Below are 18,829 nucleotides of genomic sequence, written 5' to 3' on the forward strand. Positions count from 1 at the left end.
CCAATTAGCTAAACAGCTATCCCGCCAGAAGTAAGTAAGCACTTACTAACGCATTGATAACAAACACATATGTTCGCTTTCCGGCTTGACCCGGAATCGTGCGCTGTCCTAGATTCATGCTATCGAGCAAATCAGGAGCGCCGACCGATGCCAACTTTCATCCCCGATCAGACCTTTGACCGCCTCATGGCCGATCTTTCCGGCGCGTTCATGGCTGCCGCGACCAGCGCCGGCACCGACCTTCACGACAAGCTGATTGAGGCGCTGGCCTGCGCCGATCTGCTGCTGGAGTCCTGCCGGGCCGATTACATGGATGAAGTCGCGGTGAAGCGGGCGGCGTGAAGTTGCTCTTATTTTAGTTGTAAAAATGCAACAAAAGACCCCAGAATACAGGAAGAAACACGCCTGAAAGCCGAGCCAAATCAAAGGCTTGTGCGATTTATATGAAAATAATCCGTAAGCATGGAAATATCCATGATATACGGATCTTCCGACAACCTGCCGGACACTAGAAATCAGACTTCGAGCCCTGATTAACCTCTAGTGTTAAACACAAATGCGCATTGACGCAAGCACTAAGGATTTAAAATGAACGAGACGACCCCGGCGGCAATGCCTGTGACGATCACTATGGAGCATTTCCATGAAATGCTGGAGGCCTATATCCACTTCGCGGGCAAGGGCGATACAACCCACCTTCTTCTTGATGCAGCGCGCCACGTCGCTTTTGTGAATGAGCCGCTCCACCCGCTTGCTCGTCACAACGTCAAACAAGTTCTGGAAGCAATCCCTGCGTATGACGCGCTGATGCGCGAAGGTTCTACCTATGCCAACGCCGCCCGGTTGATCCGCGAGAAGCTGACACCTGTCGTTGATGGGGAGGCAGCATAATGGCTTTTTCTCTCGCCGCCATTGAAGAAAGCAGCGCGAACTGGCTGGACCGCCAGCGTGAGGCCATCGCAGCTCTTAACTCTGCACGGGCGCAGATGGACCTTGCCAAGGCAAAGCATGGGGCTGCAAGGGTGAAGCTGAAAGCGGCGCGGCTTGCCAACCGCGAAGCCCAGATGCCGGTTTATCACCCCGACGACCAGCACAAGCTGAAACAGTTGAAAGCTCTGCTGGCGCTTCGGGATGCGGAACTGAAAGCAATCCGCTGCGATGCCAAGGTTCGCCGCGCCGTGACCCGTCACGATGCAGCGCGGCTGCACTGGCAGCGCGTGGAGAAGGGCGAAGGCTTCTCGCTGGCTGCCTGACCTGCACCACGACCACCAAAGCGGGCGCACCACCAGCGCCCGCTTTTCTTGCCCGCCTCATGAGAACTTCACCGGCTGCGCGGGTAAAACCAGATAGAGGGCTGACGCGCCTTGGCTGCGAAGGGGCTGCCGAAAGCGTTGCGGTTAGTCGGTGAGTGCGCAGGTTCAGAACACCTAACAACCCCGACAAGGCACGGTGGCGCGACTCCTGCCACGCGGTGCCGGGTAACCCTTACTTAGCAAATGGGATGGGCGGGGCCGCAAGCCTCGCCCTTTCTGCATGTCGAACGAGTCGCTAAAGTGCTGAATGCACCATGTGGAACACCCACATGACTGTAACACATGACGCGAGAGGCGTCTTGCTAAGTCTTTGATTTTATGGGAATAAAACGATTGGCTGGGGCGCCAGGATTCGAACCTGGGAATGGCGGTACCAAAAACCGCTGCCTTACCACTTGGCGACGCCCCAACCGTGAGCGGGTGTTTAGCGAAGGCTCTTGCAGGCTGCAAGAGGGGATATGAAGGAAATTTGGCAGGAGTTTGTATGGCGGGGATCTGGGATGTCATCGTGCTTGGCGCCGGGGCGGCGGGGATGCTTGCGGCTGTTGAGGCGGGACGGCGCGGGCGGCGGGTGCTTGTGATCGAACATAGCGCGAATCCGGGCGAGAAGATCCGCATTTCGGGTGGCGGGCGCTGCAATTTCACCAATACCGGCATCGGGGTCGGGAATTACCTCGGGGCCAATCCACGTTTCGCGCTTTCGGCGCTCAAGCGGTTCAGCCAGTGGGATGTGGTGTCGCGATTCGATCAGGCCGGGATCGCCTGGCATGAAAAGACACTTGGGCAGCTTTTCTGCGACGGATCGGCGAAACAGGTCGTGGCCTGGCTGGTCGGGGAAATGCGCGAGGCCGGGGTCGAGCTCTGGCTTGCGACGGAACCCGGAGAGGTGAGCCGGTCGGGCGATGGCTTTCGCGTGGCCACGCCGCGCGGGGTGCAGGAGACGCGGTCGCTTGTGCTGGCCACCGGGGGCAAATCGATCCCGAAAATGGGAGCCAGCCCCTGGGGATACCGGGTGGCGGAAAGCCTCGGGCTCAGGGTGACGGATACGCGTCCGGCCCTGGTGCCGCTGACATTTGCGGAACAGGAACTGGCCTGGATCTCGCCGCTGGCCGGGGTCTCGGCGCCGGTGCAGATCAGCTGCCGGGGCGGGCGATTCGATGAGGCAATGCTCTTTACCCATCGCGGGCTGTCGGGGCCGGCTGTCTTGCAGATCTCGAGCTATTGGCGCGAGGGCGACCGGATCTCGGTCGATCTTCTGCCGGGGCGGGCGCGGGACGCAGGCTTTGCCGCATTGCTGAAGGCCGCGAAACGCAAGGGCGGGAGGGGCACGCTGACCCAGGCGCTGAGCCCGGTGCTGCCGGAGCGGCTGGCAAAACATCTGGGCCAGGCAGAGCCGGGGCCTCTGGCGGAAATGGCGGATGCAAAGCTCGACCAGCTGGCGGCGGGGTTGCATGACTGGCAACTGGTGCCGGTGGGCTCAGAAGGGTATCGCACGGCGGAGGTCACGCTGGGCGGTGTCGATACCGACGGGTTGGACGCAAAGACCATGGAGGCGAAGGCGGTGCCGGGCCTTTATGTGGTGGGCGAGCTGGTGGATATCACCGGCTGGCTTGGCGGGTATAATTTCCAATGGGCCTGGTCTTCGGGCTGGGCGGCGGGGCAGGTGGCCTGAGGGGCACCGGCAGCCAGAGCAGATTGAAAAAGGGCGACCCGAAGGCCGCCCTTTTTTCTGTTGTTGAAAGGTCAGGACCAGTGAAGGATCAGGACGAGACCTGTTCGCGCAGGATCGCCACCGTCATCGAGATCATCAGATAGATGCCGATCAGAATCAGCAGCGTCACAAGGGTATTCTCGAAGACGCGCGGATAGGTCGGCACATCGGGCGGCACTGGTGCCACCGAGATCGACAGATAGCGGGTCTGGCTGTTCGCGGCGATCCGTGCGGTTTCCTTGGCCTGCAGCGACTGCGCCAGCAACATCTGCCGCGTCTCGACCTCGGCCTGGGCAAGCCGCAGCTGGCCCTGGATCTGCGCCAGAGAGCTCTCGCCGCCCTGGCCTTCGGTCAGCCGGGTGCGCAATGTCGCGATCTCGGCCTCTAGCGTGATGATCCGACGCTTGACCGGCTCCAGCCGGGCGGCGTTGGGGTTCGGGTTCGCCTCCATCTGCGCCAGCGACAGGCGTTCCTGGATCAGCTGATTGTCCAGCGTGCCGATCTGCGTGGTCAGCAGCGTCAGCTCGGTCTCGGAATTGAGAACCTTGAACTGTTCCTGCAGCGTGATGACTTTCTGCTGCGCTTCGAGCAGCTTGACCTCGGCATCCGTATAACCTTCGTCCGAAGACTGCATCGCGTCTTCGCGCAGGCGGTGGGTGAGCTGGTCGACCTGTTCCTCGGCATAGGAAATCAGTTGCTTCGACCATTCGACCGATAGCTGCGGATCCGGGGCAATCGCTTCCATCCGGATGATGCCCTCGGACGGGTCATAGGAAATCAGGATGTGGGATTTATAAAGCTTATATGCATCTTCCAGCGAGGCCTCGGGCGGCAGACGCAGAATCGGGTCGATCGCCGCGCCCATAAAAGCCTCGCGGAACCCGACATCGCCTTCCAGCCGCATCATCGCCTCGCGCGATTGCAGATAGCCCTGCACCGCGATGGAATCCTGCGAGGTTGCCAGCGACGTGCCCTGCAACATGCCGCCAAGCGCCCCTCCGGCCTGCGGGCTTTCCGCCTTATGCACCGCGAATTCCGATTTGGTGCCATATTGCCGCGTCGCGACCGACGAGAAATACCAGCCCGCGATCAGCGTCGGCAGCAGGACGAAAATGAACATCCGCACGAAGAGAAGCGCCAGCTTGCGGCGCCGGCGTTTGGCGATGTCCTGTTGCATGCGCAGGATCTCGGCGGCGTGATTCACCTCGATCCGCTGTTCGGTCGAGGGCACCTGGATCGGCTTGATGGTCTGGGGCAGTTGCACGCCGTCGCCGGGCAGGGGCGAGAGCGCCCGCCCGGTTCCGCCGCCCGCCTTGCCGCCGCCACCTTCGCCGGCCGCAGCAACCGCGGTGCCGGGTTCGGCCGCGACCATATCCAGCATCGAGCCGCGCTCAAACGGGTTGATCCCGGCGGCGCGCAGCAGGCGCACCGCATCGTGATCCGAGGTCGCGGGCAAGTTGTGGCTTTGCGCAAGGCGGCGGGCGGTGCGCAGCTGGCGCCCGGTCAGCCCTTCCTTGCGGATCGCTGCCAGCTCATGCGCTATCGGATGATTCGCCTCCGTCCCGGCGGAGGGCTCTGGTTCCTGAGGGCTGCCAGCGTTCCCGGCCCTGGCCCCGGATGCGACCGGGCCACCTGCCGTTTCGAATTTCTGATCGCCGAATCCGTCTTCGGGATTGTCGAACAGCATCTCGCCCGGCGTCGCTGTGGCAACGAGCACGGGCGCGGGACGCGGGGCCGGTGGCGCAGGCGTCTCCTGGCGGCGAATGTTGAACCGCGCGGCCTTAAGCATAGTCATAGAGGCGTTTCGCTTCTTCGAGAGTGTCGAACATATAAAGCTGCCCATTGCGCAGCACCGCCGCCTGGCGGCAGAATTTTTCCAGCGTTTGCGCCGAATGCGACACGATGACAACCGTCGCGTTCTTCAGTCTTTCGCGCAGGATGCCACCGGCTTTGCGGTTGAATTCCACATCCCCGGTCGAGGGCATGCCCTCGTCGATCAGGTAGATGTCGAATTCCAGCGCCAGCAGGAGCGAGAAGTTGAAGCGCGATTTCATCCCCGAGGAATAGGTCGCATAGGGCATGCGGAAATAATCGCCAAGATCACAGACCCAGCGGCAAAAGCTTTCGACATAATCGGGGTCGAGCCCGTAGAGCCGGGCAATGTAGCGGCTGTTTTCCAGCGCCGACATCTTGCCCGAGACCCCGCCCATGAAGCCCAGCGGAAACGAGACGCGGCTGGTTTTGGTGATGCGGCCATCATCGGGTTTCTCCAGCCCGGCCATCATCTGGATCAGGGTGGTCTTGCCGGTGCCATTCGGGGCGAGGATCCCCAGAGAGCGGCCCTGTTCGACCCGGAAAGAGGCGCGGTCAAGGATCACCTTGCGCCTTGTGCCGGTCCAGAAGGATTTGGAAACACTGTCGAACTCGATCATATTGTAACCTGCTCCGGGCTATTGGCCCTTTGTCCTTCCGTCTTACGGCCTCTGACGCCCGGGGGGCGGCAGAGCTATCCACAGACCAGGTGGATAATCCGGCATTTGTGTTAACGCGTTCTGATCAGTGTCGCTGCACATTCTGGCTGCATTATGTCTGCAGCGACAGTCCTGTGACACAGAATTGTGAGCCCCGCGATTTTACGGGGGACGGACGGGTCACGGCGTCGGGGCAGAGGGGGCCGGACCCCGGCGCAGGAGGCCCCGCGCGACGAGCACGGCAATCGGGCCGGCAAGCAGGCTGATCGCCATGCCCATCCGCGCCGCCTCCCGCATGGCGCCGCCGGGCAGACTGGCCTCGATCGCAACGGCGGGTACGGTGAAGCCGATTGAAAGCAGCATGACCGACAACACCAGGTCCCGCACCCGGAGCCCGCGCGGCAGGCGCGAGCCGAAGATCGCCGCCAGCGCAAGAACCACCAGCGCCATCCCCAGCGGTCTTCCGAGCCAGAGCGCGCCAAGCATCACCAGCGTGGTCGGCGCAAAGGCGGCGAGATCGACGCCCCCCCGGATCAGGCCAAAGAGGAAGAGAATGAGAATGACCGGCCATACGAGAAGCCGGATAAGCCGGTTCAGCGGGTCATGCAGGAAACTTTCGGCCTCGGCGAAAAGGCCAAAGCTGCGGTCGGCATGGGCGATGGCCGGCAGGAGCGGCAAAAGCCCGAGCGTCGCCGGCAGGCCTGCGGCAGCGACCCCGAACCAGCAGAAGGCGCCCGCAATCACATAGGGCCAGAGCGCCGCCGCCGCGCGCCGCTCGCGCTCGGAGGCGCCCGCGCCGGGGCTGCGGCCGAAGAAACGGTACACCACCAGTGCCGAAGCCAGCGTAACCAGGAGCCACATCAGGCGCGGCGAGAAGGCAAGATTGCTGAGCCCAAGGATCACCAGCGCGAGGATATCGGTGGCAATCGCCAGAAGCATCACCAGATGCAGCGCCGGACGCCGGCCAAAAACCATGCGGCCAAAAAGGCAGACCAGCAGCGTATCGCTGCCCAGGGGCGCCTGCCATCCGCCACCGCTCACTGCTTCTTCTGCGGTTTCGATCAGCGCAGACAGGATCAGCCAGCCCGCGCCGGCTCCGATCAGCCCGCCCGCGGTCATGCCCAGCGGCAGGATCGCGCGCCGCCCCGACAAAGAGCCACGCTCCAGCGTCATCGCTTCCCAGAGTTCTTTGCCGATCAGGAAGAAGAACAGCGCCATCAGAATATCGGCGACGATCATGAAAGGCGTCAGGCTGACCGAACCGGCCCAGACCCAGCCGGGCAGCACCAGATCTGCAATCCGCCATTCGATGAAATCGTAATAGCTGCCCGGATCCAGGTTGACCCAGAATGTCGCCAGCCCGGCACCGGCAAGAAGGGCCAGGGCAAAGATGCGGATATGGGGCGAGATTCTATACATGGCGGCAGGACTTCAGGCAGCTGACCCTACCGGATTAGCCATGCCCGTCCCGGCCCGCAACCGTGGCGCCCCCGATCCCCCCGGCCTGTTGCATGCTTGCCCTCTTACAGGCAGAGCCTGCGCCCGGTGCTGTGCTGCGGGTTTACCCCGGCCCGGCTGGCAAAAGAAAAACACACTGCCTATCTTCATCCGATGGATCTGACCGATGAAATCCGGGCCTGCCGCCTTTGTGAGGCACGGTTCCAGGCGACCGCCACCGCGCATGAACCGCGACCGGTCGTCTGGTTCCGGCCTGCGCCGGCCGGGCAGGGGGCGCGGCTGCTGATTGCGGGCCAGGCGCCGGGCGCGCGGGTGCATCTTTCGGGGCGCCCTTTTACCGATCCGAGCGGCGACAGGCTGCGCGCCTGGACCGGGCTGGAGGAGGCGCAGTTCTACGATCTTTCGCGCATCGCCATTGTGCCGATGGGCTTCTGCTTTCCGGGATATGATGCGAAAGGGGCCGATCTGCCACCACCTGCAATTTGTGCCCGGACCTGGCGGGCGCGCGCGATTGCCGGTCTTCCCGATCTGCGGCTTACCCTGCTGGTCGGGGGTGCTGCGATCCGCTGGCATCTCGGCGCGCGTGATGTCACCGCCACTGTCCGCGCCTGGCGCGATTTCGGGGCGCGCGGGATCTTTCCCTTGCCCCATCCCTCCTGGCGCAATACGGGATGGCTGAAACGCAACCCCTGGTTCGGGGACGAGCTGTTGCCGGAGCTGCGCGCCCGGATCCGCAGCGTGATGGAGATGCCATGAGCGAGTCCACGCTTCCCAGTCTGCTTGACGAGGCCCATGCGGCGCTCAGCGCCGATTCCGGCAATGAGGCGGCGCTTCTGCGCTTCTATGACCGGCTCGCGGATGGCGAGCTGTACCTTTTGCTGGAGCGTGAGGCGGCAGGAGAGACACTGGACCCGAAGGTGTTCGAACTGGAATCCGGCCCCGTCGTTCTGGTCTTCGACCGCGAGGAGCGGCTGGCGGATTTCACCGGCGGTATTGCGCCCTGGGCGGCACTGCCGGGGCGGGTGATCGCGGGGCTGTTGCGCGGCCAGGGGATCGGGCTGGGCGTCAATCTGAGTGTCGCGCCATCCGAGATGCTTTTGCCTCCCGAAGCCATGGACTGGCTGTCCGAGGCGCTGGCCCCCGCCCCGGAGGAAACGCTTGGCCGCCCGGCACGGTTCTTTGCCCCGGCTGTTCCGGCGGGGCTGAGCCTGGCGCTCCAGGACAAATTTGCCTCGGCACGCGGGCTGGCCCGGGCCGCGCTTCTGACCGGCGTAGAATATGATGACGGGCGGCGTGGCCATCTTCTGGCCTTCATCGGCGCGACACCCGAGGCAGAGCCGGCACTGGCCCGGGCGGTGCAGGAGGCGCTGGTTTTCTCGGGCCTCGACGCGGCGGCGCTGGATGTTGCCTTTTTCGGGCCGGATGACAGGGCGCTGACCGCCCTTGCGGCTGAGGCGCAGCGGTTCGACCTTCCCGAACCCGAAGTTCCGGTCGCGCAAGAGCGCCCGGTCCCCGCCGGGCCCGGCATGAACCCGGAAAAACCGCCTTATCTGCGCTGACTTATGGGGTATTTTGGAACCCCATAAATCAATACATTGATTTTATTGTATTTTATATGAAATCGTCCGCTTGACCACATCCGTTTCATCAGCGATAAGCCCCCATCCGAATTCGCGGGGGGATTCCCCGCCTCTATCCTTGATGGAACCACCGATGAAAACCTTCACCGCTACCCCGGCGGATATCGAGAAGAAGTGGATCCTGATCGACGCAGAGGGCGTCGTTCTGGGTCGCCTCGCCACGATCGTCGCCAATATCCTGCGCGGCAAGAACAAGCCGACCTTCACGCCCCACATGGACATGGGTGACAATGTCATCGTGATCAATGCGGACAAGGTCCAGCTGACCGGCAACAAGCGCGAAGACAAGCGCTACTACTGGCACACCGGCCACCCGGGCGGCATCAAGTCGCGCACCGTGCGCGAAGTGCTGGAAGGCAACCACCCCGAGCGCGTCGTGATCAAAGCTGTCGAGCGTATGATCACCCGCAACAGCCTGGGCCGTCAGCAAATGTCGAACCTGCGCGTCTATGCCGGCGCAGAGCATGCCCATGAAGCTCAGCAGCCGACCGTCCTCGACGTCAAGCCGCTGAACCCGAAGAACACCCGGAGCGCGTGATTTAAATGGCCGATATCAAGTCTCTCGACGATCTGAAGGCCGCTGTGGGCACCGCTGCTCCGGCCGCCGCTGCCGAGGCTGCTGTGCGCGCCCCGGTTCGTGACAAGCTGAACCGCTCCTATGCGACCGGCAAGCGTAAGGATGCGGTTGCCCGCGTCTGGATCAAACCGGGTTCGGGCAAGTTCCTGATCCGCAACAACAAGGGCGAGTATATCGATTACACCGCCTATTTCGCGCGCCCGGTGCTGCAGATGATCCTGCGTCAGCCCTTCCAGGTCGCGAATGTCGAAGGTCAGTATGACGTGATGGCGACTGTCGCCGGCGGCGGCCTTTCGGGCCAGGCCGGTGCCGTGAAGCACGGCATCTCGAAAGCGCTGCAGCTGTTCGAGCCGTCGCTCCGTGGCGCCCTGAAAGCAGCAGGCTTCCTGACCCGCGACAGCCGCGTTGTGGAACGCAAGAAATACGGCAAGGCCAAAGCCCGCCGCTCGTTCCAGTTCTCGAAGCGCTGATCCGTTTCACAATATACGAAAGGCGCGGGGGGAAACCTCCGCGCCTTTTGCGTTCAGCCGCCGCTCCTGGCTGGCTGCAGAAGCCTCCGGCGGGGATATTTAAGGACAGATGAAAAGCCTTTGCTGATTTCATCTGTCCTCAAATATCCCGGGGTGAGCGGCGAAGCCGCGAGGGGCAGAGCCCCTCCCTTTGCGCCGCTATTCAACGGGGGGCGGGCAAAGCAGGCCGGGTCCAGCGCGCCTCATTGGCCTCTATGGCCGCAATGCGGTCGGCGGTTTTCGGGTGGCTGCGCAGCCAGACCGGAACGTCGCCTCCGCCTCCGCCGGTCAGGGTCTCGAGCTTGCGGAACAGGCTGATCTGCGGCCCGGAGCCGTAACCTGCGCGGATCATCAGGGCGGTGGCCCAGGCATCAGCTTCGAATTCATCGCGCCGCGACAGCCTGGCCATCAGCGTGCGTGACAGCATATTGGCGATCATGCCGCCAATGCCGGGAAGAAATCGGTTAAGGACGCCTGCGAGCAGGATGCCGACCGCATTCTGACCGGTGAAATCGATCATGCGCCGCCGCGTATGGCCATGTGCCACATGGCCAAGCTCATGCGCGATCACCGAAGCCAGTTCTTCGGGCGTCACATGGCCCTGTTGCTTTTTCGTCAGAAACCCCCGCGTCAGGAAAATGCGGCCATCATGTGCGGCAAGTCCGTTCACGGGTTCGATGTCGAGGAGGTTCACTTTGACCTCTGGCAGGTCGAGGGCCCGGGCAAGCCGCGCCGCAACCGCCTGGATCTCCGGATCATCCAGCGGGCGGGATTGCTGATCCAGCATCCGTTTCGAGCGCCAGACCGAAAAGCGCATCATCAGGAAGCCATAAGCGATCAGCAGAAGAAAGGGCATGAGGCGCAGGATCATGCGCTGAATATAGGGCAGTGCGGCGGTTTGAACAGGCCTCAGACGTCAAGTGCCTGCACGATCCGCTCCTGGAAATACTGCACGCCCCGTTCGTGGCGACCTGAAAGCGGGCCGGAAGTATAGGCGCCGGCGGCGTAATTGCGATGGGTTTCCACACAGACCTGATAATCTTCGCGCACCACCGCAAGCGTGCCCTGTACCGATTTCTGCCGCGCCTCCTCGGCCGCGGGCGCAGTATCCGCAAAGAAGAAATGGTAATGCTGATCGGTATGCCCGACCGAGGTGGGGTTGATCCGGCTGACATTCATGCCACCATCAAACAGCGACAGCGTCCAGTTCGGCCACATCCAGAGCCATTTGCCCCGGTAGAACAGCCCGTCTTTCGGCGGCGCGGTCATCTTCACATAGCCTTTATGGGCGGTGGTGGCGAAGGCCTCGAAATCTATCGCCGCGAAGAAACCCGGATGCGTGCCGGGGATATGGTAGCCTTCGACGAAATTGTCGGTATAGACCTTCCAGTTCGCGTCGAAACTGACGGTTGCAGTGTCAGTGGCCTGGTAACTCTCCATCGGCTCATCTGCCAGCTCTTCGGGCAGATCGCCCAGCTGGTCCTGCAGGCTTTCCACCGGATCAATCGCGGCAAAGAGCAGCCCGCGCCATTGCGCAAGCGAGACCGGCTCCAGTGGCCAGTCCTCGGGGATGATAGCGGGGTCTTTGCCATACCAGGGCGCCTGAACCAGCCGGCCTGTGTCGGCAAAGGACCATTTGTGATAGGGGCAGACGATCAGCCCGCATTTGCCGGCTCCGTCCGCCAGGAGCTTTGCTCCGCGATGGCGGCAGACGTTTCTGAACCCCCTCAGCACCCCGTCCCGCCCGCGGATCGCAAAGACCGGTATGCCGGCAATGTCGATCGCGAGATATTGCCCGCTCTGAGCTAAGTCCGAGGCCGGACCCATCAGCTGCCAGGAGCGGTTGAAGATCCTGGCGCGCTCCTCCTGAAACACCTCGGGCCGGATATAGAGACCAGGATCGAGGTTCAGATATTGCTGGCCTGGAAGGACGTCATCATGGCGGGTATCGGCTGGCATCTGCTTGCCTCCATTCGTGCCATTACGGGCATTTGTACGAATGTGCCAGATTAATCCCGCGCCTGGCAAGAGGCGCGCTCAGCGCAGCGCTTTCACGCCGCGTGTGATGCCGTCCAGGGTCATAGGCACCATGCGGCCCTCGAAAATGGCATCAATCATCCGGGTGGACTGGCTGTAACTCCATTGTCCTTCGGGCACCGGGTTGATCCAGAGGTGATGCGGCCATTGTTCGGTCGCGCGGGTCAGCCAGGTCTGTCCGGATTCGCGGTTCCAATGTTCATTGGCACCGCCTGGATGGCTGATCTCATAGGGTGACATGGCGGCATCGCCGACAAAGATCGCGCGCCAGTCAGGCCCGTGGCTGCGCAGAATATCCCAGGTGGGCGTCTGGTCCGTCCAGCGGCGCTGATTGTCTTTCCAGACGCCCTCATAAAGGCAGTTGTGGAAATACCAGGTCTCGAGATGGCGGAATTCGGATTTTGCGGCTGAGAACAGCTCTTCCAGCACCTTCACATGCGGGTCCATTGAACCGCCGATATCCAGAAACAGAAGAACCTTGACCGCATTGCGGCGCTCAGGCCGCGTCTGTACATCCAGCCAGCCCTGTTTCGCCGTGGCGCGGATGGTGCCGGCAAGGTCTAGTTCTTCCACCGCGCCGTCCCGCGCCCAGCGGCGCAGCGCGCGCAAGGCCAGCTTGATATTGCGCGACCCGATTTCGGCCTTGTCATCAAGATTGCGGAATTCGCGCTTATCCCAGACCTTGACCGCACGGCGATGGCGGCTCTCATTCTGGCCGATACGGATGCCTTCGGGATTGTAGCCATAGGCGCCGAAAGGCGAGGTGCCGGCGGTGCCGATCCATTTATTACCGCCCTGGTGACGGCCCTTCTGTTCTTCCAGCCGCTGGCGCAGTGTTTCCATCAGCTTGTCAAAACCGCCAAGCGCCTGGATTTCTGCCTTTTCCGTATCCGAGAGGAATTTCTCGGCCAGCTTTTCCAGCCAGTCGCCGGGCAGGTCCAGCACTTCGATCACCGCCTCATCCGTGATCTGGTCGAGGCCGCCAAAGGCCTGGGCAAAGGCGCGGTCATAGCGGTCGAGATGACGCTCATCCTTGATCAGGGTGATCCGACCGAGATGGTAAAAGGCGTCGATATCATTGGTGGCAAGCCCGGCTTCCAGCGCCTCGAGAAAGGCGAGGAATTCGCGCGGGCTGACCGGCACGCCTTCGCGGCGCAGCGATTCGAAAAAGGGCAGGAACATCGCGCCGCCCTCCGGTGTCAGCTGTAGAGACGCAGAAGGATGACCTGCGCAAAAAGGCCGGTCACCCCCAGCAAAAGCCCGATCCCAAAGGCATATTGCGCCATATCTGCCGCTTTACCGCCCAGCTGGCGGGCGCGGACCGCGCCGATCACTGCCCCCAGAAGGAAGCCCCCGATTGCCAGCATTGTATTCGCCCCCGTCCTGCCTGTCTGGGCCGGTCGGGGGCTGTGTCAGCCCGGCGATCAGCCGCGGAAGAGGCCGCGCAGCCCGAGCGCGCTGATTTCACGCGTCCGCGCCCGGATATTGGCCTCAGAGCCGAAGCCATAGCGCGCAAGCGGCTGGCTGTCCACTCGCAGCCGGTCGGCCTCGGCCTTGCGGCCCAGCATGTCGAGCGCCTCGGCGCGGATCAGCTGGGTCGTGGCCAGCAGCCCGTGGTTCTGTGACTGACGGATCACCGGAATGGCGCGTTCGGTGAAGCGCAGTGCCTGGTCGGGCTGACCATTGGCCAGCGACAGCGCGGCCAGCTGCATGTCGACATGCGCGACATAGACGGCCCCGGCCGGCTGGGTCCGCCAGATTGCGGCGGCTTTGGTGAATTCCGACACGGCCGCGACGCGATCCGATCCGACCAGAAGCCGCGCATTGGCGAAATAGGCAAAGGCGAGGCGGCTGTCTTTCCAGCCCTGGGCATGGGCCATCGCAATCGCCTTTTCGGCGGCGGTTTTGCGGCGCGCCTGGCCATAGCCCGGGTCCAGCGCAACAGCGATAAACTCCTTCCAGGCCGGGGGCGTGATCGACGTATCCTGGGTCAGCGGCCCGCCGGTTCCGAAGATTGCCGGCATCTGGGCGGCAACCTCGGCCTTCGACATGCCGGAGCGCAGCTTCGGCGAATACCAGGCGCGCAGGATCTTCATGTCGAAATCGGTCAGCACGGCCTGGAAATTATCGTCGTTAAAGACCGAATCGGTCAGCCGGTACATGTCGTTCAGGGGGCCCATGGCCTGGGCCAGTTCCTCATGCAGGCAGTCGCGGACTTCTTGCGGGCTGGCATCCGAGGGCGCGAAGATCCCGACGGTCCTGCGCTCGGTCACACGGGTCCAGTCGACGCGGTAGGTGCCGCGATTGGCCTGGTACTCCGCGAGGCTGGAAACGTTGGGGACCACGAAACAGGCGGCATTCGGAGCGGCGCGGCTGAGTTCGCGGCGGGTGCTGAATTCGATGGTGACAGAAGCCGGTTCCGAGGCGCTCACACGGCGCACATCGATGCCGGCCTCGCTGCGGAACCGCTGCAGCAGGCGGTCGAGATCGGCGCCGGCGGTGGCGGGAACATTGCCCGTGAGGGCCACGGTGACCGGCCCTTCAAAGCGGCTGAAATACGGAAGCTCGCGCCCGCTTTCCAGCCGGAAGCCAAGCCCGAGGAAGGCGGCTGTCATATCGGCGGGGCTGTGACGCACCGAGGCAACCGGCGCCAGACCCGCAACGGGGTCTACGAAAGCCGGAGCCGAAAGGACACTGGCTTCGGTGGCCGGAACCAGCCGTCCCTTGGTTACGTCGGCATTTGGCGCGGGTGCGCAGGCGGTAAGGGCCGCCAGGGAGGCGGCAAGCAGCGGAATGTGTCGCATTGAGTGGCAGCTCGATCTTTGCGTGCGGGGGTTTGCCCCCGGCAGTTGCATTGGCCTCCGGCCAGGCCAGCACGCGATGCCCCCGCATCACATGCTGGCCCGAGCCGATGGTGGTCCGTGACGAGCGCATCCGACGGCGCGGTAACGGGGGGGCGAGCAGACATATGGGTGCCCCCCGGAACCGCGTCGTTCACAGCCGTCCCGGGGACCTTCCGGGCAGCGACGCGCGAAATCTCTGACGGCAGGGCGATCCGGGCAGGGATGCGCTGGCGGTCAGAGAATGCTGGTGAAGTGGGATGAAATGCGGCAGGGCCCGCCGGTTGCGACCGGTTGAGCCAGGCATTGTCCGGGCCGCCGGAAAGTCCGGTCGCGGTCAGAACGATGTCCATTGTTGCCGACATAAGGGTTGAGACTCCATCACCAAAGCTTCTGTGTTTCTATTCAACACAATCCCTTTGTCGTGATCGGGGCCTGTATGTGTCAATTGCGCGGAATCTGCGTGTTCAGCGGGTCACCAGCCATCGCGGTCACTTTTGCTTCAGGAACCAGATATGGCCTGAATTAATCACGTAATATTTCAATATGTTTCAGAAATTGCGATACCGTGATGTGATTGTGGCAAGATCGTGTCCTAATCGGGGCAAAGTTGCCCGAATCGTCCGTCCCGCAGGATGCAACACAGGGGCAGGATTCGGGCAAAAGCAATTCGGGGTTGATCCCCTGTCGCGCGATCCGGGGCTCAACGATTCCCCCGAGACATGAAGGCCAGCCGCTCGAAAAGCTGCACATCCTGTTCGTTCTTCAAAAGCGCACCATGCAGTTTCGGAAGCAGATGCCGGGGGTCGCGTGCGAGGTCTTCGGGCGCGAGGTCTTCCGCGAGGATCAGCTTCAGCCAGTCCAGCACCTCCGAGGTGGAGGGCTTTTTCTTCAGCCCCGATGTCTCGCGGATGGCAAAAAACTCGGTCAGGGCGGCGGTGAGCAGGTTTTCCTTAATATCGGGGAAATGGACACGGATGATCGCGGCCAGGGTCTCGGCATCGGGAAAGCGGATATAGTGAAAGAAGCAGCGGCGCAGAAAGGCGTCGGGCAGCTCTTTCTCGTTGTTCGAGGTGATGATCACCACCGGGCGCTGCCGGGCCTTCACCGTCGCGCCGGTTTCATAGACATGGAACTCCATCCGGTCGAGTTCCTGCAGCAGGTCATTGGGGAATTCGATATCGGCCTTGTCGATCTCATCGATCAGCAACACGACCCGCTCGGGCGCGTCGAAAGCCTGCCAGAGTTTCCCGCGCCGGATGTAATTCTGCACGTCATGGACCCGCGCATCGCCGAGCTGGCTGTCTCTGAGCCGGCTGACCGCGTCATATTCATAAAGCCCCTGCTGGGCGCGGGTGGTCGATTTCACATGCCATTCGATCAGCTCCATTCCGAGGCTGGCCGAGACCTGACGCGCGAGCTCGGTCTTGCCGGTCCCGGGCTCTCCCTTGACCAGCAGCGGGCGGCCCAGAACCACCGCCGCATTCACCGCCACCGCGAGGTCAGGGGCCGCGATATATCCTGTGGTTGACTGGAATTTCATGTGTTCACACGCCCTTGCCGGATTGGGTGCCCAATGGGCCTCGCGGACCCTATCGGGGCGGCGAATTTATCGCAACTGCTAGTGACATTGCTGCCCACATGGGCTAAATGCCGCGCCAACGGGAGTGCGCATATGACAGAAGCCCACCTGTCGGCGCCCGCCGGCGACAAGGAGAGATCTGCGATGAAGGCCGAAGTTTTCCTGCCCGACGATTACCGCCCCGCCGAGGGCGAGCCCTTTATGAATGATCGTCAGCTGGAATATTTCCGTCGCAAGCTGATCATCTGGAAGCAGGAACTTCTTGGCCAGTCCGCCGAGACCCTGGGCAACCTGACCGAAAGCGGTCGCAATGTGCCTGATCTCGCTGACCGGGCCTCGGAAGAGACCGACCGCGCGCTGGAACTGCGCACCCGTGACCGGCAGCGCAAGCTGATCTCGAAGATCGACTCGGCTCTGCGGCGGATCGAGAACAATGAATATGGCTATTGCGAAATGACCGGCGAGCCGATCAGCCTCAAGCGGCTGGATGCGCGGCCGATCGCGACCATGACGCTCGAGGCACAGGAAAAGCATGAGCGCCGTGAAAAGGTACATCGCGACGACTGAGAGCTGTCAAAGGCCCGTTCCGGGACTGCTGCAACTGCGGCAAGGCTTGCAACCCGGCCGCTGACACAGGAAAAGAAAGCCGGGCTTTTGCCCGGCTTTGTCATTGCCGGCGGGCTGACCGGTTTCTCAGGATCAGGACAGAATGGCGCTCAAAGACCAGGCGGTGACCATACTCGGGGCGGGGGTTGCGGGTCTTGCGCTGGCGCGTGCACTGGCGCTGAAAGGCGCGCGGGTGATCGTGATGGAACAGGCCGATGCCATCCGCGAGGTCGGCGCCGGTCTGCAGATAAGCCCGAATGGCGCGCGGGTTTTGCAGGCGCTTGGCCTTGGCCCGGCGCTGGAGGCTGCGTCGAGCCGCGCCGAGGCGGTCGAGCTGTGCGATGGCTATGACGGCAGCCTGGTGACGCGGCTCGATGTGGCGCGGCTCCGCCCTGATCAGGGCTGGCATTTCCTGCACCGCGCCGATCTGATCTCGCTTCTGCTCGATGGCGCCAAAGCCGCCGGCGCAGAGTTGCGGCTGTTGCAAAAGGTGCGACGCGTCGATCTCAGCGGGGCGCAGCCCGTGGTTGAGACCTGCACCGGTGCGCTGGAGCCCGCCTCGATCCTGATTGGGGCCGATGGGCTGCAATCCCATACCCGTGCCGCGCTGAATGGTGAGGCGAAGCCGGTTTTCACCAGGCAGGTCGCCTGGCGCTGTCTTGTGCCCTGCGATCCTGCCGAGCCGAAGGTCGCCGAGGTCCATATGGGGCCCGGGCGGCATCTCGTCAGCTATCCGCTGCGCGGCGGCACGATGCGCAATATCGTCGCCGTCGAAGAGCGCGAGCGCTGGACCGAAGAGGGCTGGTCGATCCGCGATGATACGATGGAACTGCGGCTGGCCTTTGCAGATTTCAGCCCGCGGGTGAAGGGCTGGCTTGATCAGGCCGGGGATGTCTGGCTCTGGGGGCTCTTCCGCCATCCGGTCGCGAAGACCTGGGTCAGGGTTCTGCCCGAAGGTGCGGTGGCGCTCCTTGGCGATGCAGCGCATCCGACTTTGCCCTTCCTTGCCCAGGGCGCGAATATGGCGCTGGAGGATGTCTGGACGCTGGCGGCGATCCTGGAGCGCCACGGCACGGCCGGTCTGGTTGCCTATCAGGTGGCGCGGGCGCGGCGCACACAGCGCATCGTGACGGCGGCCAGTCGCAATGCGCGCGCTTATCACCTTTCGGGCCCGTTGCGGGCGGTGGCGCATCTGGGGCTGCGGCTTGGGGGCCGCATCGCGCCAGGCGCCGCGCTGTCGCGGTTCAACTGGCTTTACGATTACGATGTGACGAAGATCGGCTGAGATCGCTTACGCGGACAGACGCACCCAGACCGGCACATGGTCTGACGGCTTGTCGCCGGCACGCACATCCTTGTCGATGCCGGTTTCTTCCAGCAGATCTGCCGCCTGGGGCGTCATCAGCACATGGTCGATGCGGATCCCGTTGCCGCGCTCCCAGGAATTGGCCTGATAATCCCAGAACGTATAGACACCCGGGCGCGGGTCGCGGGTACGGATCGCCTCGGTCAGGCCGAGGTTCAGCAGCCTGCGGAACGCCGCGCGCGATTGCGGCAGGAAAAGCGCATCTTCCAGCCAGGCCTCGGGCTTTGCGGCATCCTCGGCCTGTGGGATCACATTGTAATCGCCTAAGAAAAGCGTCGGTTCTTCCAGCGCCAGCAGGGCGCGCGCGCGGGCCTCAAGCCGTTCCATCCAGGCGAGTTTATACTCATATTTCGGCCCCGGCGCCGGGTTGCCGTTCGGCAGATAAAGCCCGCAGACCCGGATCACATGCGGGCCCTCAACCGTTGCCTCGATCCAGCGCGCCTGTTCGTCGCTGTCATCCCCCGGCAGACCCCGTGTCACATCGGAAAGCGGGTATTTCGACAGGATCGCCACCCCGTTGAAGCTTTTCTGGCCATGGGTTTCGACCTGATAGCCCATCTCCTCGAACAACTCGCGCGGGAATCCCTCATCGACGGATTTGATCTCTTGCAGGCAGACCACATCCGGTTCTGCCTCGCGCAGCCAGCGCGGCAGCGCTTCGATCCGGGCCTTGATGCCGTTGATGTTGAAGGTGGCGATCTTCATGGCATTCTCCCGCG

At 63.0% G+C, this 18,829-nt stretch carries 20 protein-coding genes and 1 tRNA gene; 10 read left to right on the top strand and 11 right to left on the bottom strand.

The window, feature by feature from the left end:
- The first annotated feature begins 147 nt into the window (after positions 1-147).
- The 3 genes from BLW25_RS00805 to BLW25_RS00815 all read left to right on the top strand — a co-directional run bounded on the left by BLW25_RS00805 (position 148) and on the right by BLW25_RS00815 (position 1,253).
- Positions 148-342, top strand: a complete 195-nt coding sequence (locus tag BLW25_RS00805) for a hypothetical protein (protein WP_092895485.1) — start codon at positions 148-150, stop codon at positions 340-342.
- 246 nt (positions 343-588) lie between these two features.
- Positions 589-891: a hypothetical protein gene (locus BLW25_RS00810; protein ID WP_092895487.1), complete on the top strand. Its 303-nt coding sequence runs from the start codon at positions 589-591 to the stop codon at positions 889-891.
- On the top strand, positions 891-1,253 hold the full coding sequence (locus BLW25_RS00815; protein WP_092895489.1) for a hypothetical protein: 363 nt from the start codon (positions 891-893) through the stop codon (positions 1,251-1,253). Before BLW25_RS00810 ends, BLW25_RS00815 begins: the two co-directional genes overlap by 1 nt.
- A gap of 394 nt (positions 1,254-1,647) precedes the next feature.
- On the opposite strand, the gene BLW25_RS00820 is transcribed toward BLW25_RS00815, so the two are convergent.
- A tRNA-Gln gene (locus tag BLW25_RS00820) sits at positions 1,648-1,722 on the bottom strand.
- Between the two features lie 75 nt (positions 1,723-1,797).
- On the opposite strand from BLW25_RS00820, the gene BLW25_RS00825 reads away from it, so the two are divergent.
- A complete protein-coding gene (locus BLW25_RS00825) occupies positions 1,798-2,985 on the top strand; it encodes a BaiN/RdsA family NAD(P)/FAD-dependent oxidoreductase (protein ID WP_171909441.1) in 1,188 nt (395 codons plus the stop codon).
- Positions 2,986-3,073: 88 nt separating this feature from the next.
- Here the strand turns inward: BLW25_RS00825 and BLW25_RS00830 are convergent, their stop codons facing one another.
- From BLW25_RS00830 to BLW25_RS00840, 3 genes are all read right to left on the bottom strand, one after another.
- The gene (locus BLW25_RS00830) at positions 3,074-4,819 is read right to left on the bottom strand and encodes a KpsE/RkpR family capsule polysaccharide export protein (RefSeq protein WP_092895493.1); all 1,746 of its coding nucleotides are present in this window, start codon (positions 4,817-4,819) and stop codon (positions 3,074-3,076) included.
- Complete coding sequence (locus BLW25_RS00835) at positions 4,806-5,456, bottom strand: ABC transporter ATP-binding protein (RefSeq protein ID WP_092895495.1); 651 nt, start codon at positions 5,454-5,456, stop codon at positions 4,806-4,808. Before BLW25_RS00835 ends, BLW25_RS00830 begins: the two co-directional genes overlap by 14 nt.
- Positions 5,457-5,675: 219 nt before the next feature.
- Positions 5,676-6,914, bottom strand: coding sequence for a Na+/H+ antiporter NhaA (locus BLW25_RS00840; RefSeq protein WP_092895498.1), 1,239 nt, complete (start codon positions 6,912-6,914; stop codon positions 5,676-5,678).
- 192 nt (positions 6,915-7,106) lie between these two features.
- On the opposite strand from BLW25_RS00840, the gene BLW25_RS00845 reads away from it, so the two are divergent.
- The 4 genes from BLW25_RS00845 (at position 7,107) to rpsI (ending at position 9,640) form a co-directional block, all read left to right on the top strand.
- Positions 7,107-7,709, top strand: coding sequence for a uracil-DNA glycosylase family protein (locus tag BLW25_RS00845; RefSeq protein WP_092901226.1), 603 nt, complete (start codon positions 7,107-7,109; stop codon positions 7,707-7,709).
- Positions 7,706-8,512 (top strand): SseB family protein, encoded by an 807-nt coding sequence (locus tag BLW25_RS00850; RefSeq protein ID WP_092895500.1) that lies wholly within the window; start codon positions 7,706-7,708, stop codon positions 8,510-8,512. The genes BLW25_RS00845 and BLW25_RS00850 overlap by 4 nt, the downstream gene beginning before the upstream one ends.
- 154 nt (positions 8,513-8,666) lie before the next feature.
- On the top strand, positions 8,667-9,131 hold the full coding sequence (gene rplM / locus BLW25_RS00855; RefSeq protein ID WP_092895502.1) for a 50S ribosomal protein L13: 465 nt from the start codon (positions 8,667-8,669) through the stop codon (positions 9,129-9,131).
- 5 nt (positions 9,132-9,136) lie between these two features.
- On the top strand, positions 9,137-9,640 hold the full coding sequence (rpsI, locus tag BLW25_RS00860) for a 30S ribosomal protein S9 (protein ID WP_092895504.1): 504 nt from the start codon (positions 9,137-9,139) through the stop codon (positions 9,638-9,640).
- 202 nt (positions 9,641-9,842) lie between these two features.
- Here rpsI and BLW25_RS00865 read toward each other — a convergent pair whose 3' ends face one another.
- From BLW25_RS00865 to BLW25_RS00885, 6 genes are all read right to left on the bottom strand, one after another.
- Positions 9,843-10,547, bottom strand: coding sequence for a M48 family metalloprotease (locus tag BLW25_RS00865; protein WP_092901229.1), 705 nt, complete (start codon positions 10,545-10,547; stop codon positions 9,843-9,845).
- Positions 10,548-10,588: 41 nt separating this feature from the next.
- On the bottom strand, positions 10,589-11,638 hold the full coding sequence (locus tag BLW25_RS00870) for an aromatic ring-hydroxylating oxygenase subunit alpha (protein ID WP_092895506.1): 1,050 nt from the start codon (positions 11,636-11,638) through the stop codon (positions 10,589-10,591).
- A gap of 78 nt (positions 11,639-11,716) precedes the next feature.
- Positions 11,717-12,898, bottom strand: a complete 1,182-nt coding sequence (locus tag BLW25_RS00875; protein WP_092895508.1) for a vWA domain-containing protein — start codon at positions 12,896-12,898, stop codon at positions 11,717-11,719.
- A gap of 17 nt (positions 12,899-12,915) precedes the next feature.
- Complete coding sequence (locus tag BLW25_RS24180; RefSeq protein ID WP_171909442.1) at positions 12,916-13,083, bottom strand: hypothetical protein; 168 nt, start codon at positions 13,081-13,083, stop codon at positions 12,916-12,918.
- 57 nt (positions 13,084-13,140) lie between these two features.
- Complete coding sequence (locus tag BLW25_RS00880; protein ID WP_092895510.1) at positions 13,141-14,520, bottom strand: DUF2927 domain-containing protein; 1,380 nt, start codon at positions 14,518-14,520, stop codon at positions 13,141-13,143.
- 739 nt (positions 14,521-15,259) lie between these two features.
- Entirely contained in the window at positions 15,260-16,099 is an 840-nt protein-coding gene (locus tag BLW25_RS00885; protein ID WP_092895512.1) for an AAA family ATPase, read from the bottom strand.
- A 183-nt stretch (positions 16,100-16,282) separates the two neighbouring features.
- On the opposite strand from BLW25_RS00885, the gene dksA reads away from it, so the two are divergent.
- Together dksA and BLW25_RS00895 are read left to right on the top strand one after the other, a co-directional pair.
- A complete protein-coding gene (gene dksA, locus BLW25_RS00890) occupies positions 16,283-16,705 on the top strand; it encodes an RNA polymerase-binding protein DksA (protein WP_092901232.1) in 423 nt (140 codons plus the stop codon).
- A gap of 142 nt (positions 16,706-16,847) precedes the next feature.
- Entirely contained in the window at positions 16,848-18,029 is a 1,182-nt protein-coding gene (locus tag BLW25_RS00895) for an FAD-dependent monooxygenase (RefSeq protein ID WP_092895514.1), read from the top strand.
- A gap of 6 nt (positions 18,030-18,035) precedes the next feature.
- Here the strand turns inward: BLW25_RS00895 and xth are convergent, their stop codons facing one another.
- Positions 18,036-18,815: an exodeoxyribonuclease III gene (gene xth / locus BLW25_RS00900; RefSeq protein ID WP_092895516.1), complete on the bottom strand. Its 780-nt coding sequence runs from the start codon at positions 18,813-18,815 to the stop codon at positions 18,036-18,038.
- Positions 18,816-18,829: the final 14 nt, after the last annotated feature.

The sequence above is a fragment of the Rhodobacter sp. 24-YEA-8 genome (assembly GCF_900105075.1).
GTDB lineage: Bacteria > Pseudomonadota > Alphaproteobacteria > Rhodobacterales > Rhodobacteraceae > Pseudogemmobacter.